Here is a 14,451-nt window from a genome sequence, read left to right on the forward strand (position 1 = left end):
GCCGCCCCCGTCCCGGTGCTGTCCCGGTGCTGTCACAGGGGGATGGCCAAATCTGGCTACTCATGAGTAACCTTCGATCCATGAGCGCTGAACAGATGAACGTCGGCGAGATGCTCGTCGCGACGGTTCCGATGGCCCGGACCCTCAACCTCGAATTCCTGGAGACGACCCCCGAGCGCGCCGTCGTCCGGCTGCCGGACCAGGCGGAGTACCACAACCACGTCGGCGGGCCGCACGCCGGAGCGATGTTCACGCTCGCCGAGTCCGCCAGCGGCGCCATCGTCATCGCCGCCTTCGGCGACCAGATGTCCCGGGCCGTACCGCTCGCCGTCAAGGCCGAGATCGGCTACAAGAAGCTCGCCATGGGCGAGGTCACCGCGACCGCCACCCTCGGCCGCCCGATCGCCGACGTCGTCGCCCAGCTCGACGCCGGGGAGCGCCCCGAGTTCCCGGTCGCCATCGAGATCCGTCGTGCGGACGGTGCGGTCACCGGCGAGATGACCGTCGTGTGGACCCTGCGCCCCAATAGCTGACGCCCGCGGGCGTACGTTCCCGGGGCCGCCGCCCCCTCCGGTCGGGGAGGGAGCGGCGGCTTCGGTATGTACGCGTCCGGGCGGACCTCAGCCCTCGTGCGCCGCCCGGTGGGCCTTGGCCAGCTCCACGTAACCGGCCGCGTTGAACCGGATGCCCTCCAGCTCCTCCGCCGTCAGCGGCCGCTTCACCTTGGCGGGCACGCCCGCGACCAGCGACCCCGGCGGGACCCGCATCCCCTGCGGTACGAGCGCCTGCGCCGCGACCAGGGACCCGGCGCCGATGTGCGCGCCGTTGAGCACCGTGGCGCCCATCCCCACGAGGACGTCGTCCTCGATGACGCAGCCGTGCAGGACCGCGTTGTGGCCGACCGAGACGCGCGCGCCCACCGTCAGCGGGAAGCCGGGATCGGTGTGCACGCTGCAGTTGTCCTGGATGTTGCTGTCGGCGCCGAGCGTGATCGGGCCGCAGTCGGCACGCAGCACCGCCTGGTACCAGACGCTGGAACCGGCGGCCAGTGTCACCTCTCCGATCACCACGGAGGTCGGGGCCACGAACGCCTCCGCGTCGATGTCCGGCTCCTTGCCGCCCAGGCCCGTGATCAACGCCTGTTCCGCCATGGCCTGCTCCTCGGTGGTCCGGTGTGCTGCTCCTGGGGCCTTCGATCGGGATCGGGCCGCCTCACACCGTAGGTGACGGCTCCCCGCGCGCGCCGGGGGGTGGGGCGAACATCACAGGTCACCGCGCGGATCGCCGCCCCGCCGCCGACTACCGTGAGCCCGTGCCGAAGAACCGAAACACGTTCTCCTTCCTCGCCCACTGGCGGCGCCGTGCCGTCTCCCGCGCCGTCCACCGCGGCTGGGCGTGGGCGCGGGAGGCGGGTGCCGTCACCGCCGAGCACCCGGGCCGGCTGCGCTTCGGCGCCATCGGGGAGGGCACCCGGCTCGCCTTCCCCCAGGGCACCGTCTTCGGGGAGCGGTGGATCGAGCTCGGCGGGCACTGCGTCATCGGCGAGCAGGTGACCCTGACGGCCGGGATGATGCCGGACCTGGACCTGGGGCCCGAGCCGATCCTCACCTTGGGCGACGGGGTGGTTCTGGGGCGCGGCAGCCATGTCATCGCCGACACGACGGTGACCATCGGTTCGGACACGTACTGCGGTCCGTACGTCTACATCACCTCGACGAACCACAGCTACGACGACCCGCACGAGCCCGTGGGCAAGCAGTGGCCCCGGATGCAACCGGTGGAGATCGGCCCCGGCTGCTGGATCGGCACCGGGGCGGTGATCCTGCCCGGTGCGCGGCTCGGCCGCAATGTGGTGGTCGCCGCCGGCGCGGTCGTACGGGGCGAGGTTCCCGACCACGCGGTGGTCGCGGGGGCCCCGGCCCGTGTCGTACGGAGCTGGGACCCGGAGAAGGGCTGGCAGCCGCCCCTGCGCACGCCGGCCCCCGTGCCGATCCCCAAGGGCGTCACGCCCGAGCAACTGCTCGCGCTGGCCGAGCTGGAGCCGGAGCCGGACGCTCGCTGAGGGCTTCCCGCCGGGGCTCGCGGCATCCTCCCGGACAGCCAAGGGGCTGCCCGGGAGACGCTGTTAGCGTGGCCGCATGCGCGCACCCATCGGCACCTTCGAGGATGCCTCTCCCGCCTCGGAACGGCTCCACCTGCTCCCCGCCCCCGTCGCGGCGGCCCTGGCCGCCGGGTGGGGCGACGTCACCGCCGACCGGATCATCCACGTCGACTCGGACCCGGCCGTGGCCGACACCGCGGTCTTCGTCGAGCACCACGGCGCGGACCTGCTGGACACCTCGGCCAACTGCGTCGTCGTGGCGGGCAAGCGCGGCGGAGAGGTCACCCTCGCCGCCTGCGTGGTGCTCTCCCGCACCCGGGTCGACGTCAACGGCGCGGTGCGCAAGCACCTCGGCGCCCGAAAGGCGTCCTTCGCGGCGATGGACACGGCGGTCGGCGAGAGTGGCATGGAGTACGGCGGCATCACTCCGATCGGCCTGCCCGCCTCCTGGCCCCTCCTGCTGGACCCCACGGTGGTGGACGAGGAGTGGGTCCTGATCGGCAGCGGCAGCCGCCGGGGCAAGCTCATCGTGCCTGGTAAGGCGCTCGCCGCCCTCCCAGGCGCTGTGATCGTCGAGGGCCTCGGGGTCTGACGTCACGCCCGTTACGAAAGGGGCGGGTGGCGCGGAACGGTGACCGGTCGGTCCCCATACCGCCGACCACCGCCGTGGCGGCGCTCCGGCCGTCCGGCAGAGCTTCGGGCCTTCGTCGGCCCCTGCCCGAGCGCTCCGTCGTGGGGAGGCCGGTGCTCCGTGAGCCACCCGGTGGCGAAGTCGACGGCCGCCCGCAGCCGGAGCAGCCTGCACGGCGCGGGCCCGAGCAGCGCCGTCCGTACGTCATCGAGGCCTGCGGCCTCCTCGAACGCCGCGCCCAGGACCGCGAAGTCGCTGTCGTCCAGGGCGACGTCCTCGTACTCCCACCACTGCCGCACGCCCCGCGGGGCCACCACACAGCGGTAGGGGCGGAGCGGAGGCCGGGGGCGGCGGTACTCGCCGAGGTGGAAGGCGGAGCAGGTGCCGTAGCCGGTGCCCAGCAGGAGGGTCCTCGCGTCGGCCTCGTACAGCCGGGCGAGCGGGGAGTCCTCGCCGAGGTGGCAGTCGGGCCGGTGCCCGGCGAGCAGCTTTCCGGCCCCGGGGCCGATCGCGGCGAAGGAGGTCTGCGGATGGCCGCTGCGCTCCGCCCCCACCGCCGTCCGTACGGTCTCGGCCAGGGCGCCCATCGACGGTGCGGGGGTGCGCGCCGGATCGAACGGTTCCATCGACGAGCGGACGGCCTCGCAGGCCTCGGCGTCAAGGCCCCGCACACGGGCGCGGTAGTGCGGCGAGGTGTCCGAGTTCTCCGGGGTGAACGAGGGGACCACCACGGTTCCCTCCGGCCCCACCGCCCGGCGCAGGGCCGCCAGCACGGTGGCGGGGCCGCCCGGCACCGGCCCCACCGACCGCAGGGAGGCGTGCACCAGCAGTACATCGCCGGGGCGCACGCCCAGCGCGGACAGCGCGGCGGTCAGCCGGTCGCCGTCGAGAGGGTCACCCATGGCGGGGAGCCTTCCCCACGCCGGGTGCCCCCACCCACACCCCTATCCGAGCCTTGGAATTTCGATCGCCGGGCACCGGTCCATCACCATGTCCAGCCCCGCCGCCCGCGTCCGCTCGTAGGCGGCCGGGTCCACGACGTCGAGCTGGAACCACACCGCCTTCGCCCCCACCGCCACCGCTTCGTCCGCGACCCCGCCCGCCAGCCCGCTGTTGACGAACACGTCCACCACGTCCACCGGGAACGGGATCTCCGCCAGCGAGGCGTACCCCTGCTCCCCGTGCACCGTCTCGGCCTTCGGGTGCACCGGCACCACCCGCTTGCCGAAGCGCTGGAGGACCTGCGCCACCCCGAAGGCGGCGCGGGAGCGGTTGTCGGACAGGCCCACCACCGCCCAGGTGTCGCCCGAGTCCTGAAGAATCCGCCGGATCGTCTCTGCCTCTGTGTCCATGCCCGGTCAACGGACGGCTCCCGCCCGCCATTCCCGCCGGAACCCGCAGGTGCGGCGGCGCATAGGGTGGACGGATGCAGGAGCAGTACCGGACCGTCGCCCGCGCGGGTGTGCACGAGAGCGAGATCAACCGATCGCGTTTCCTCTGCTCCCTCGCCCCCGCCGCCACCGAACAGGAGGCGCAGGACTTCGTCGCACGCGTCCGTAAGGAGCACCCGGCCGCCAGCCACAACTGCTTCGCGTACGTGATCGGCGCCGACGCCTCCGTACAGAAGGCCAGTGACGACGGCGAACCTGGTGGCACCGCGGGCGTCCCGATGCTCCAGATGCTGATGCGCCGCGAGGTGCGGTACGTCGCGGCGGTCGTCACCCGCTACTACGGCGGGGTCAAGCTGGGGGCCGGCGGGCTGATCCGGGCGTACGGGGGAGTGGTCGGCGAGGCCCTCGACGCACTGGGCACCCTCACCCGGCAGCGTTTCCGGCTGGCGACCGTCCGCGTCGACCACCAGCGGGCGGGCAAGCTGGAGAACGACCTGCGGGCCACCGGCCGGGATGTGCGCGAGGTGCGGTACGCGGAGGCCGTGACCATCGAGATCGGGCTGCCGGACGCCGACGTCGCCGCGTTCACCGCCTGGCTGGCCGACGCGACCGCGGGTTCGGCCGCGCTGGAGCTGGGCGGCGAGGCGTACGGGGACGTGTGAGCGTTCCGGACGTGTGAGCGTTCCGATCGTGTGAGGGCAATCCCGTCCCGGCCAAATCCTTGATCGATGCAGCCCCGGCGGCCCGGCGGCGTTAGCGTGGTCCGTGCCGGCGGCGGGATCACGGGCCGCTCCGGCGGTGGCCCAGGGGTGGAGGACGACGTACATGCGGCTCGGAGCAGGCGGAGCGATCGCGTGAGGATGCTGCACACGTCGGACTGGCACCTGGGCCGGTCCTTCCACCGCGTACCCCTCCTCGACGCCCAGGCCGCCTTCCTGGACCACCTGGTGGCCACCGTCCGGCAGCGGGAGGTGGACGTGGTCCTCGTCTCCGGCGATGTCTACGACCGGGCCGTCCCGCCGCTCACCGCCGTCGAACTCTTCGACCGCGCGCTGCACCGGCTCGCCGCCATAGGCGTCCCCACCGTCATGATCTCGGGGAACCACGACTCGGCCCGCCGGCTCGGCGTCGGCGCCGGGCTCTTCGACCGGGCCGGGATCCACCTGCGGACCGACCCCGAGAGCTGCGCCGCCCCCGTCGTCCTCACCGACGACCACGGCGACGTCGCCCTCTACGGCCTCCCCTACCTGGAACCCGCCCTCGTCAAGGACACCCTCCGCGCCGCCAAGGCCGGGCACGAGGCGGTCCTGACCGCCGCCATGGACCGGGTCCGCGCCGACCTCGCCACCCGCCCCGCCGGAACCCGCTCCGTCGTCCTGGCGCACGCCTTCGTGGCGGGCGGAGAACCCAGCGACAGCGAGCGCGACATCACCGTCGGCGGGGTCTCCGCCGTCCCGGCCGGGGTCTTCGACGGCGTCGACTACGTGGCCCTCGGCCACCTCCACGGCTCCCAGCGCGTCACGAGCCGCGTCCGCTACTCCGGCTCCCCGCTCGCCTACTCCTTCTCCGAGGCCGACCACCGCAAGACGATGTGGCTGATCGATCTCGACGGCAGTGGGAGCATCGCAGCCGAGGAACGGATCGACTGTCCCGTGGAGCGCCCCCTCGCCCGGCTCCGCGGCCGCCTCGGCACCCTGCTGGAGGACCCGGCTCTCGACCGCCACGAGCACGCCTGGGTCGAGGCCACCCTCACCGACCCCGTCCGCCCCGCCGAACCCATGGCCCGCCTCAGCGCCCGCTTCCCGCACACCCTCAGTCTCGTCTTCGACCCCGAGCGGCCCCCCGAGGACCCGCTCGCCTCCTACGCCCAGCGCCTCCAGGGCCGCGACGACCACCAGATCGCGGAGGACTTCGTGGCCCACGTGCGCGGCGGCAGCGGACCCAGCGAGCCCGAACGCACCGTGCTGCGCGCCGCGTTCGACGACGTACGGGTCGACGAGAGCGCGCGCGAGGTGTCCCGTTGAGACTGCACCGCCTCACCCTCACCGCCTTCGGCCCGTTCGGCGCCACCCAGGAAGTCGACTTCGACGCCCTCTCCTCGGCCGGCCTCTTCCTGCTGCACGGCCCGACGGGCGCCGGGAAGACCTCCGTCCTGGACGCCGTCTGCTACGCCCTGTACGGGGCCGTCCCCGGCGCCCGGCAGAGCCCCGGCGCCACTCTCCGCAGCGACCACGCGCCCGCCGGCCTGCCCACCGAGGTCCAGCTGGAGCTGACGGTCGGCGGCCGCCGCCTCGAAGTCACCCGCAGCCCCGCCCAGCCGCGCCCCAAGAAGCGCGGCGGCGGCTTCACCCTGGAGAAGGCCCAGAGCCGACTGCGGAGTTACGATCCCGAGCGCGGCTGGCAGGCCCTCAGCAAGTCGCACCAGGAGATCGGCGAGGAACTGGCGCAGCTGATCGGCATGAGCCGGGACCAGTTCTGCCAGGTCGTGCTGTTGCCCCAGGGTGACTTCGCCCGTTTCCTGCGCTCCGACGCCGAGGCCCGCGGCAAACTGCTCGGCAAGCTCTTCGACACCCGCCGCTTCGCCGCCGTCGAGGAGCGCCTCGCCGAACTGCGCCGGGGTGCCGAGGCCCGGGTGAGATCCGGTGACGAGCAGGTCCTCGCCCTCGCCCAGCGCATCGCCCAGGCAGGCGGCCCTGCGGCGACCGAGGCCGCGCCGCCCGCTGACCGGCCGGGCGAACCGGGCCTCGCCGAAGCCGTTCTGGAGTGGGCCGCGATCGTGCGCAGCGCCGCCCGCGAGCACCTCGAGATCGCCCACGCGGTGCTGGCGGAGGCGGAGAACCGCCAACTGGCCGCCCGCAGCGCGCTGGACGCCGAACGCGAACTGGCCCGCCTCCAGCAGCGCCACGAGGAGACCCGCCGGCGCGCCGAGGCGCTGGAGAGGCGGCGCCCCGAACACGACCGCTGGCAGGAGCAGTTGGAGCGCGCCCGGAAGGCGGACCGGGTCGTCCCGGCGCTGGAGCTGCGCGAGGAGGCCGAGCGGGCGTACCGGGCGGCGAGCGGCGCCCTGGACCGGGCCAGAGGGCTGCTGCCCGCGGACCTGGCCGACGCGGGTGCCGGGCAGCTCGCCGAGATGGAGCGTCGGTTCCGGCAGGAGCTCGGCGGACTCGAAGCGGCCCGCAAGGCGGAGGTGCGCAGCGCGCGGATCGACGAGGAGCGCGTCCGGCTGAACCGCGACGCCCGCGCCGACGACGAGATCGTCCGGGAGGCGGAGGCGTGGCTGGCCGGCTGGGATGCCACCCGCGCGGAACTCGCGCAGCGCGTGGAGACGGCGCAGGAAGCCGCCACTCACGCCGAGCAACTGGCGGGACGCCTCGACCCGGCCCGCCGCCGACTGGAGGCGGCACGTCGGCGCGACGCGCTGGCCGACGACCTGACGGGCGCCCGGGAGAAGCTTGCCACCGCACGTGAACAGGCCCTGGACGCACGTAAATCCTGGCTTGACCTGCGGGAGCGCCGTCTGCGGGACATCGCTGCGGAGTTGGCGGCCGGTCTCGTCGCTGGCGAGCCGTGCACGGTCTGCGGCTCGGCCGATCACCCGGCGCCCGCCAGCCCCGGCGACGGCCATGTGGACCGGGCCACCGAGGAGAAGGCCCTCGCCGTCCACCGGTCCGCCGAGGTGGCCCGCACCAGCGTCGAGCACGCACTCGCGCTCGTACGCGAACGGCATGCGGCGGCGGAGACGGAGGCCCAGGGGGAGGACGCTTCCGCATCCCCCAGCGTCAGCGAACTCCGCTCCCTCGTCGAGCGGTTGACCGGCGAACACGCTGCGGCCCACCGCCTCGCCGCCGGGACGCATGCCGCGCGCGAAGCCCTCGCCGTCGCCGAACGCGAGCACGACGAGCGGGTGGAGCAGCGACAGGAGGCCAGGAACCGGACCGCCGCCCGCACCTCCCAGCGCGAGGCACTCGACCGCGAGCAAGCCGCCCTGGAGGAGCAGATCGCCGCCGCCCGAGGCGAGTCGGAGTCCGTCGCCGCGCACGCGGACCGGCTTACCCGCCGGGTGGCGCTCCTCGCCGACGCCGCCGAGGCCGTACGCACCGAACAGGACGCGGCCCAGCGGCGCAAGGAGGCCGACGGCCGGCTCTCCGACGCGGCCTTCAAGGCCGGGTTCGACACCCCGCAGGCCGCTGCCGCGACGCTTCTCGGCGCCGCCGCACAGCGCGACCTCCAGCACCGCATCGACGCCTGGCAGGCGGAGGCGGCGGCGGTCGCCGACCGCCGCGCCGAACGGGACGCACGCGAAGCCGCCGAACGCCCGGCGGCGCAGGTCGCAGCGGCCGAAAGTGCCCACGAGACGGCCGAATGGCTGCTGCACGAAGCCGCCTCGGCACGCGCCGCCGCCCGCGACCGGTGCGCCGAACTCGACCGGCTCTCGGGACGGGCGGCCGAGGAGGTACGGCGGCTGGGACCGGTGCGACAGGAGTACGAGCGGGTCGCCCGGCTCGCGGGTCTCACCGCGGGGACCTCCGCCGACAACGAACGCAAGATGCGCCTGGAGGCGTACGTTCTCGCCGCCCGCCTCGAACAGGTGGCGGCCGCGGCCACCGCCCGGCTGCAACGGATGTCCTCCGGCCGCTACACCCTGGTCCACTCCGACGCCCGCGCGGGCGGCCGCAGGGCCGGGCTCGGACTCCATGTCGTGGACGCGTGGACCGGCAGCGAACGGGACACGTCCACGCTCTCCGGCGGGGAGACGTTCTTCGCCTCCCTGGCGCTGGCGCTCGGTCTCGCCGATGTCGTCACCGAGGAAGCCGGGGGCGTACGCCTGGACACCCTCTTCATCGACGAGGGTTTCGGCAGCCTGGACGACCAGACTCTGGACGAGGTCCTCGACGTACTGGACTCGCTGCGGGAGCGGGACCGCAGCGTCGGGATCGTCAGCCACGTGGCCGATCTGCGCCGCCGCATCCCCGCCCGGCTCGAAGTGGTCAAGGACCGGCACGGATCGACGGTGCACCACCGCATCTGAGGCACGCTCTCCTTGATCCGCTCCCCGTTCGCTCCCCGTCGTTCCCCGGCGGAGTTCGCTCCCCGTCGTTTCCCGGCGAACGGTCGGGTTCGCACCGAGGCCGAGCCGCTGTCACGGCATACTGGGCGCGCGAGGGCTTCGCCTTCGAGACCTGGCAGGGCGGCGAGCGGCGCGCCGCCGACCAGCTCACGGCCCGGCCGACGACGCCGACCGCGGCTGCTGAGGCGTTCGTCGGGCTCCACCACCGGCCGGGACCCGCTCCAGGAACGGTTCCCGGCCGACGGGCGGGTCAGGTCAGAGCCTGGACAGCTCGTCCACCAGATCGTCCAGGCCGAGCGACCCCTGGGAGAGCGCCGCCATGTGCCAGGCCTTGAGGTCGAACGCGTCCCCGTGTGCCGCGCGGGCGTTCTCCCGGCCGAGCAGCCATGCCCGCTCGCCCAGCTTGTAGCCGATGGCCTGGCCCGGCATCGACAGGTAGCGGGTCAGCTCGCTCTCCACGAAGTCGGCCGGCCGCCCGCTGTGGCTGCCGAAGAACTCCTGCGCCAGGTCCGGCGTCCAGCGCTCGCCCGGGTGGAAGGGCGAGTCGGCCGGAATCTCCAGCTCCAGGTGCATGCCGATGTCCACGATCACCCGGCAGGCCCGCATCATCTGCGCGTCGAGATAGCCCAGGCGCCGTTCCGCGTCGGGCAGGAATCCCAGCTCGTCCATCAGCCGCTCCGCGTACAGCGCCCACCCCTCGGCGTTGGCGCTGACCTGGCCGAGCGATGTCTGATAGCGGGAGAGGCTGTCGGCGACGTGCTTCCACTGCGCGATCTGCAGGTGGTGGCCGGGAACGCCCTCGTGGTACCAGGTCGAGACCAGGTCGTACACGGGGAAGCGGGTCTCGCCCATGGTGGGCAGCCAGGTGCGCCCGGGGCGCGAGAAGTCCTCGGAGGGGCCCGTGTAGTACGGGGCCGCGGCGCCGCCGGGCGGGGCGATGCGGGACTCCACCTTCCGTACCCGCTCGGCCAGTTCGAAGTGCGTGCCGTCCAGCGCCTCGATCGCCTCGTCCATCAGGCCCTGGAGCCACTCCCGGACCTCCTCGACCCCTTCGATGTGCTTGCCGTGCACATCGAGGTGGGCGAGCGCCTCCCAGGGACCCGCGCCCGGAAGGATCTTCGCGGCCTCGGTCTTCATCTCGGCCAGCAGGCGGTGGTACTCGGACCACCCGTATGTGTACGCCTCGTCGAGATCGAGGTCCGTCCCGTTGAACTGGCGCGTCCAGCGGGCGTAGCGCTCCCGGCCCACCGTGTCGGGTGCCCCCTCCACCGCCGGGGCGTAGACGTCACGCATCCAGTCCCGCAGGGAGGCGAAAGCGGCGGTCGCGAGCTGGGCGGCCTCGGTCAGCTCCGGACGCGGGGCCTCCGGTGCGGGGGCGATGAAGTCCGCGAAGAACGCCGTGCTCTCACCGCCTCCGCTCCACTCGGTGAGCTGTCCGATGAAGGTGGCGGTCGCGCGGGGCCCGGCGTACAGCTTGCGCTCAAGACCCAGCCCGAGCGAGGCCCGGTACCCCTCGACCGCGGCCGGGACCGCGCGCAGCCGTTCCGCGACCGCCGCCCAGTCCTCCTCCGTGGCGGTGGGGGTGACCGTGAAGACCCCGATGAGGCTGTGCGCGGGCGAGTGCAGGTTGGAGACGGTCCGCAGCCCCTCCTCCGCGTCGTGCACGGCGAGTTCCGCCGTCAGCCGCTCCCGCAGGAGCCGCCCGCAGCGGCGTTCCTCATCGCTGTCGGCTCCCGGCAGCCGCTCCGCGTCGTCCAGCTTCAGCAGTGTGGCGCGGATGAGGTCGGCGACCGCGGCCTGACCGGCCGGTGAGAAATCGGGCAGGCGGCGCGAGCTTTCCGGGACACCCAGATAGGTGCCCGTGATGGGGTCGAGTTCGATGACTGCGTCGACGTAGGCGTCGGCGACCTGACGGGGCAGCGCGCTGCTCGAAGTGTCTGACATGCGGACATCCTCCAACGGCGGGCCCCTCCCCGTCACCACCGTTTGACGGCGTCCGTCCGAAAGACGATCACGGGCGGACCGGTTCACCGGCGGTCACGGGCGGACCGGCTCGCCGGGCGGCAGCAGCGGGCCGCAGTCCCACTGCTGGAAGATCAGCCGGGTGTCCACCCGTGCCACCTCCCGACGCGAGGTGAACTCGTCCAGGACCAGCCGCTGGAGATCCGCCGCATCGGCCACCGCCACCTGGACCAGATAGTCGTCGGGGCCGGTGAGATGGAAGAGCGCGCGGGACTCCGGCAGGGCCCGGACCCGGTCGACGAACGGGCCGATGAGCTCGCGGCGGTGCGGCCGGACCTGCACCAGAAGCAGCGCCTGGAGCCCCCGGCCGAGCTTCGCCGGATCCAGCCGCAGCTGATCGCCGAGGATGACCCCGGAGCGGCGCAGCCGGCTCACCCGGTCCAGGCAGGTCGAGGGGGCGACCCCCACCTCCGCGGCGAGCTCGCGGTACGTGGTCCGCGCATCGTTCTGCAGGAGTCGCAGAATGTGTAGATCCACCGGATCCAGAGCGACAGAATCGGCCATGCGGCGAACGTAACACGGTCTCTCGCCAGTACGAGCCGGTAACTGTTCAGAGTGTTGTCATGGACAACGAAGTCTCGATGACGCCCCCTGCCCCCACCCCGTCCAGGGCGCTGGCCACCGAAGCCGTGCACGCCGGACGCGACGATCTCGCCTCCCTCGGCCTGCACGCCCCTCCGCTCGACCTGTCCACCACCTACCCCTCCTACGACTCGCGCGGCGAGGCCGAGCGGATCGACGCCTTCGCCACCACGGGCGCCCGGCCGGACGGCCCGCCCGTCTACGCACGGCTCGACAACCCGACCACCGCCCGCTTCGAAACGGCGCTCGCGCGGCTGGAGGGGACCGACAGCGCTGTCGCGTTCGCCAGCGGCATGGCGGCTCTCACGGCGGTCCTGCTGGCCCGCGCGAGCATGGGGCTGCGGCATGTCGTCGCGGTCCGGCCGCTCTACGGCTGCAGCGACCACCTGCTGGGTGCCGGGCTGCTGGGCACCGAGGTGACGTGGACCGACCCGGCCGGCATCGCCGACGCGATCCGCGCGGACACGGGTCTGGTCATGGTCGAGACCCCGGCCAACCCCACCCTGGCCGAGATCGACATCCGGGCCGTCGCCCACTCCTGCGGATCCGTGCCGCTCCTGGTCGACAACACCTTCGCCACCCCCGTGCTCCAGCGGCCCGTCGAACACGGCGCCCGGTTCGTCCTGCACAGCGCCACCAAGTACCTCGGCGGGCACGGCGATGTGATGGGCGGAGTCGTGGCCTGCGACGAGGAGTTCGCCGCCCGGCTGCGCCAGGTGCGGTTCGCCACCGGCGGAGTGCTGCACCCGCTGGCCGGCTACCTGCTCCTGCGGGGACTGTCCACGCTGCCGGTACGCGTACGGGCCGCCTCGGCGAGCGCCGCCGAGCTCTCGCGCAGACTGACCGCCGACCCCCGGATCGCCCGGGTGCACTACCCGGAGATCGGCGGGGCGATGGTCTCCTTCGAGGTGTACGGGGACCCGCACGCCGTGATCGCCGGCGTGCGGCTCATCACGCCCGCCGTCAGCCTGGGCAGTGTGGACTCGCTCATCCAGCATCCGGCCTCCATCAGTCACCGCATCGTGGACGAGGGGGACCGGCAGGCGTCGGGCGTCGGTGACCGGCTGCTGCGCATGTCGGTCGGGCTCGAGGACGTCGAGGATCTCTGGGCCGACCTGTGCCAGGCGCTCAGCGACGGGCCCGTTCCGCGGGCTCAAACCGCTGAGTCGTCCGCGCGTCCGTCGGCTGAGGCGTCCGCTCGTCCGTCCCACGCGTCAGCTCCGTCGCACGCGTCAGCCGCGCGGTGATGACCAGGGTGCCTTCCTCGATCTGGTAGTCGAGGGGCAGCTCCAGGGCGCGCATCGCCGCGACCATGCCGGTGTTACGGGACTGGGTGACGGCGTACACGCTGTCGCAGCCCGCCTCCTCGGCGAGCTGCACCAGACGGCCGAGCAGCTCCGAGCCGATGCCCCGGCGCTGCCAGTCGTCCTCGACGAGGAGGGCCACCTCGGTCTCGTCGCCGTCCCAGAGGAGGTGGCCGAGGGCCACCAGCTTGCCGGAGGTGGTCTGGGCGGCCAGCGTGCGGCCGAACCGCGGGCTCAGCAGGTGGTCCAGGTAGCGGTCCGCGTCTTTGACGGGCCCGTGGTAGCGCAGGCCCAGGGTGTCCGGGGAGCACCGGTCGTGCATGGCGCGGGCGGCGGCGAGATCGCTGCGGTCAGCGCGGCGCACGGTGATCTCATTGCCCTCGGGCAGCGTGAGGATGTCCTCGCTTCGGGGCACCCGCGGGCCGAGCCGGGCGTCCAGCTCCACCAGGGCGCGGGCCCGGGCGAACTCGGTCGGGGTGAAGGGCAGGTAGGGCCGTTCGACGGAGATGACGCCGCCGGACGGGTCGCGCAGGCGCATCACCGTCTCCTCCAGCACGCCTTCGACCGGCGCGCTCTCCCCGGTCGGGCGGCCGGTGATGGAGACGGCGGGCAGCGAGTGGATGGTGCAGCGTCCGAGCAACTGGCGTAGGGCGAGGGGGAGTTCCGCCGCATCGAGCGCCGTGCGGGTGGCGAGAGAGAGCACCCGGGTCGGGGTGTCGACCAGATCGTGGGTGTCCGCCCGTTCGATCCAGGTAGAGGTGCCGCCCGCGCCCGACATCTGCCGGGTCAGCTCCTGCGCCGGGAGCGAGGCGGGCGCCCTCAGCAAGAACTCGTCGACCGTCCCGTCCGCCAGCGGGTGGGTCTGCAGCGTCAGGATGTCGATACGGAGCCGGGCGAGCACCAGGCACAGCGCGGCCAGACTGCCCGGGGCGTCGCGCACGGTCGTCCGCATCCGCCACAGGACCGTCTCCCCGGTCCCCGACCCGGCCTCGGCTCCGGACCCGTCCATCGAGCCGGTGACCTCGTCCCGCGTCGGACCGGGCGCGCCCGGTTCCTCCGGCGGAGGAGCGTTGCTGTGCCGGCGCGCCCACCAGGTGTGAAACGTCGCCGTGGCCACCAGGGCCACGGCCGACGCCATGAGCAGGTAGGCCCCGTCGGGCTGGTGTCCGATCAGATCGGCGATCGCGTCGGCCACGGCGACCGCGGTGAACAGGGCGGCCAGCTCGATCAGGTCACGCCGCCAGTGGTGCGGACGGCGGGCGGTCTTCGAAGACGTCACATCAGTCATATCCTCACTGTGGATGACTGGTGTTGCCTGATCACGAACACCTTGTGACTGATGGGTTAAGTGT

Annotated in this window: 13 protein-coding genes; 7 read left to right on the top strand and 6 right to left on the bottom strand. The window is 73.3% G+C overall.

Features of this window, described 5'->3' with window-relative positions; genetic code table 11:
• Window positions 1–95: 95 nt before the first annotated feature.
• Entirely contained in the window at window positions 96–533 is a 438-nt protein-coding gene (locus ABZ154_RS21935; RefSeq protein ID WP_356835150.1) for a DUF4442 domain-containing protein, read from the top strand.
• Between the two features lie 87 nt (window positions 534–620).
• On the opposite strand, the gene ABZ154_RS21940 is transcribed toward ABZ154_RS21935, so the two are convergent.
• Window positions 621–1,151, bottom strand: coding sequence for a gamma carbonic anhydrase family protein (locus tag ABZ154_RS21940; RefSeq protein WP_356835048.1), 531 nt, complete (start codon window positions 1,149–1,151; stop codon window positions 621–623).
• A 161-nt stretch (window positions 1,152–1,312) separates the two neighbouring features.
• On the opposite strand from ABZ154_RS21940, the gene ABZ154_RS21945 reads away from it, so the two are divergent.
• Both ABZ154_RS21945 and ABZ154_RS21950 read left to right on the top strand, forming a co-directional pair.
• A complete protein-coding gene (locus ABZ154_RS21945; RefSeq protein ID WP_356835050.1) occupies window positions 1,313–2,062 on the top strand; it encodes an acyltransferase in 750 nt (249 codons plus the stop codon).
• A gap of 76 nt (window positions 2,063–2,138) precedes the next feature.
• The gene (locus ABZ154_RS21950) at window positions 2,139–2,693 is read left to right on the top strand and encodes a YbaK/EbsC family protein (protein WP_356835052.1); all 555 of its coding nucleotides are present in this window, start codon (window positions 2,139–2,141) and stop codon (window positions 2,691–2,693) included.
• A gap of 11 nt (window positions 2,694–2,704) precedes the next feature.
• On the opposite strand, the gene ABZ154_RS21955 is transcribed toward ABZ154_RS21950, so the two are convergent.
• Window positions 2,705–3,634 (bottom strand): AAC(3) family N-acetyltransferase, encoded by a 930-nt coding sequence (locus ABZ154_RS21955; protein ID WP_356835054.1) that lies wholly within the window; start codon window positions 3,632–3,634, stop codon window positions 2,705–2,707.
• Window positions 3,635–3,676: 42 nt separating this feature from the next.
• The gene (locus tag ABZ154_RS21960; protein WP_356835056.1) at window positions 3,677–4,084 is read right to left on the bottom strand and encodes a CoA-binding protein; all 408 of its coding nucleotides are present in this window, start codon (window positions 4,082–4,084) and stop codon (window positions 3,677–3,679) included.
• 74 nt (window positions 4,085–4,158) lie between these two features.
• On the opposite strand from ABZ154_RS21960, the gene ABZ154_RS21965 reads away from it, so the two are divergent.
• From ABZ154_RS21965 to ABZ154_RS21975, 3 genes are all read left to right on the top strand, one after another.
• Window positions 4,159–4,785 carry a YigZ family protein gene (locus ABZ154_RS21965; RefSeq protein WP_356835058.1) on the top strand — a complete coding sequence of 209 codons (627 nt, stop codon included), beginning with the start codon at window positions 4,159–4,161 and terminating at the stop codon, window positions 4,783–4,785.
• 192 nt (window positions 4,786–4,977) lie between these two features.
• Window positions 4,978–6,147, top strand: coding sequence for an exonuclease SbcCD subunit D (locus ABZ154_RS21970; RefSeq protein ID WP_356835060.1), 1,170 nt, complete (start codon window positions 4,978–4,980; stop codon window positions 6,145–6,147).
• Window positions 6,144–9,152, top strand: a complete 3,009-nt coding sequence (locus ABZ154_RS21975) for an SMC family ATPase (protein WP_356835063.1) — start codon at window positions 6,144–6,146, stop codon at window positions 9,150–9,152. Before ABZ154_RS21970 ends, ABZ154_RS21975 begins: the two co-directional genes overlap by 4 nt.
• Window positions 9,153–9,446: 294 nt before the next feature.
• Here the strand turns inward: ABZ154_RS21975 and ABZ154_RS21980 are convergent, their stop codons facing one another.
• Both ABZ154_RS21980 and ABZ154_RS21985 read right to left on the bottom strand, forming a co-directional pair.
• A complete protein-coding gene (locus ABZ154_RS21980) occupies window positions 9,447–11,135 on the bottom strand; it encodes a DUF885 domain-containing protein (RefSeq protein WP_356835065.1) in 1,689 nt (562 codons plus the stop codon).
• A gap of 93 nt (window positions 11,136–11,228) precedes the next feature.
• The gene (locus ABZ154_RS21985; RefSeq protein ID WP_356835067.1) at window positions 11,229–11,717 is read right to left on the bottom strand and encodes an Lrp/AsnC family transcriptional regulator; all 489 of its coding nucleotides are present in this window, start codon (window positions 11,715–11,717) and stop codon (window positions 11,229–11,231) included.
• A 59-nt stretch (window positions 11,718–11,776) separates the two neighbouring features.
• Here ABZ154_RS21985 and ABZ154_RS21990 point away from each other — a divergent pair, with 59 nt between their 5' ends.
• Window positions 11,777–13,042: a PLP-dependent transferase gene (locus ABZ154_RS21990; RefSeq protein ID WP_356835069.1), complete on the top strand. Its 1,266-nt coding sequence runs from the start codon at window positions 11,777–11,779 to the stop codon at window positions 13,040–13,042.
• Here ABZ154_RS21990 and ABZ154_RS21995 read toward each other — a convergent pair.
• On the bottom strand, window positions 12,924–14,378 hold the full coding sequence (locus tag ABZ154_RS21995) for a GNAT family N-acetyltransferase (RefSeq protein WP_356835152.1): 1,455 nt from the start codon (window positions 14,376–14,378) through the stop codon (window positions 12,924–12,926). The two genes, ABZ154_RS21990 and ABZ154_RS21995, sit on opposite strands and share 119 nt — an antisense overlap.
• Window positions 14,379–14,451 lie beyond the last annotated feature (73 nt).

The sequence above is a fragment of the Streptomyces sp. NPDC006261 genome, from assembly GCF_040613515.1.
GTDB lineage: Bacteria > Actinomycetota > Actinomycetes > Streptomycetales > Streptomycetaceae > Streptomyces.

Excerpts from the sequence above, each read along its gene's own strand:
- ABZ154_RS21960 (WP_356835056.1), bottom strand. The coding sequence starts at position 4,084 with ATGGACACAGAGGCAGAGACGATCCGGCGGATTCTTCAGGACTCGGGC.
- ABZ154_RS21965 (WP_356835058.1), top strand. The coding sequence starts at position 4,159 with ATGCAGGAGCAGTACCGGACCGTCGCCCGCGCGGGTGTGCACGAGAGC.
- ABZ154_RS21950 (WP_356835052.1), top strand. The coding sequence starts at position 2,139 with ATGCGCGCACCCATCGGCACCTTCGAGGATGCCTCTCCCGCCTCGGAA.
- ABZ154_RS21990 (WP_356835069.1), top strand. The coding sequence starts at position 11,777 with ATGGACAACGAAGTCTCGATGACGCCCCCTGCCCCCACCCCGTCCAGG.
- ABZ154_RS21955 (WP_356835054.1), bottom strand. The coding sequence starts at position 3,634 with ATGGGTGACCCTCTCGACGGCGACCGGCTGACCGCCGCGCTGTCCGCG.
- ABZ154_RS21935 (WP_356835150.1), top strand. The coding sequence starts at position 96 with ATGAACGTCGGCGAGATGCTCGTCGCGACGGTTCCGATGGCCCGGACC.
- ABZ154_RS21940 (WP_356835048.1), bottom strand. The coding sequence starts at position 1,151 with ATGGCGGAACAGGCGTTGATCACGGGCCTGGGCGGCAAGGAGCCGGAC.
- ABZ154_RS21985 (WP_356835067.1), bottom strand. The coding sequence starts at position 11,717 with ATGGCCGATTCTGTCGCTCTGGATCCGGTGGATCTACACATTCTGCGA.
- ABZ154_RS21980 (WP_356835065.1), bottom strand. The coding sequence starts at position 11,135 with ATGTCAGACACTTCGAGCAGCGCGCTGCCCCGTCAGGTCGCCGACGCC.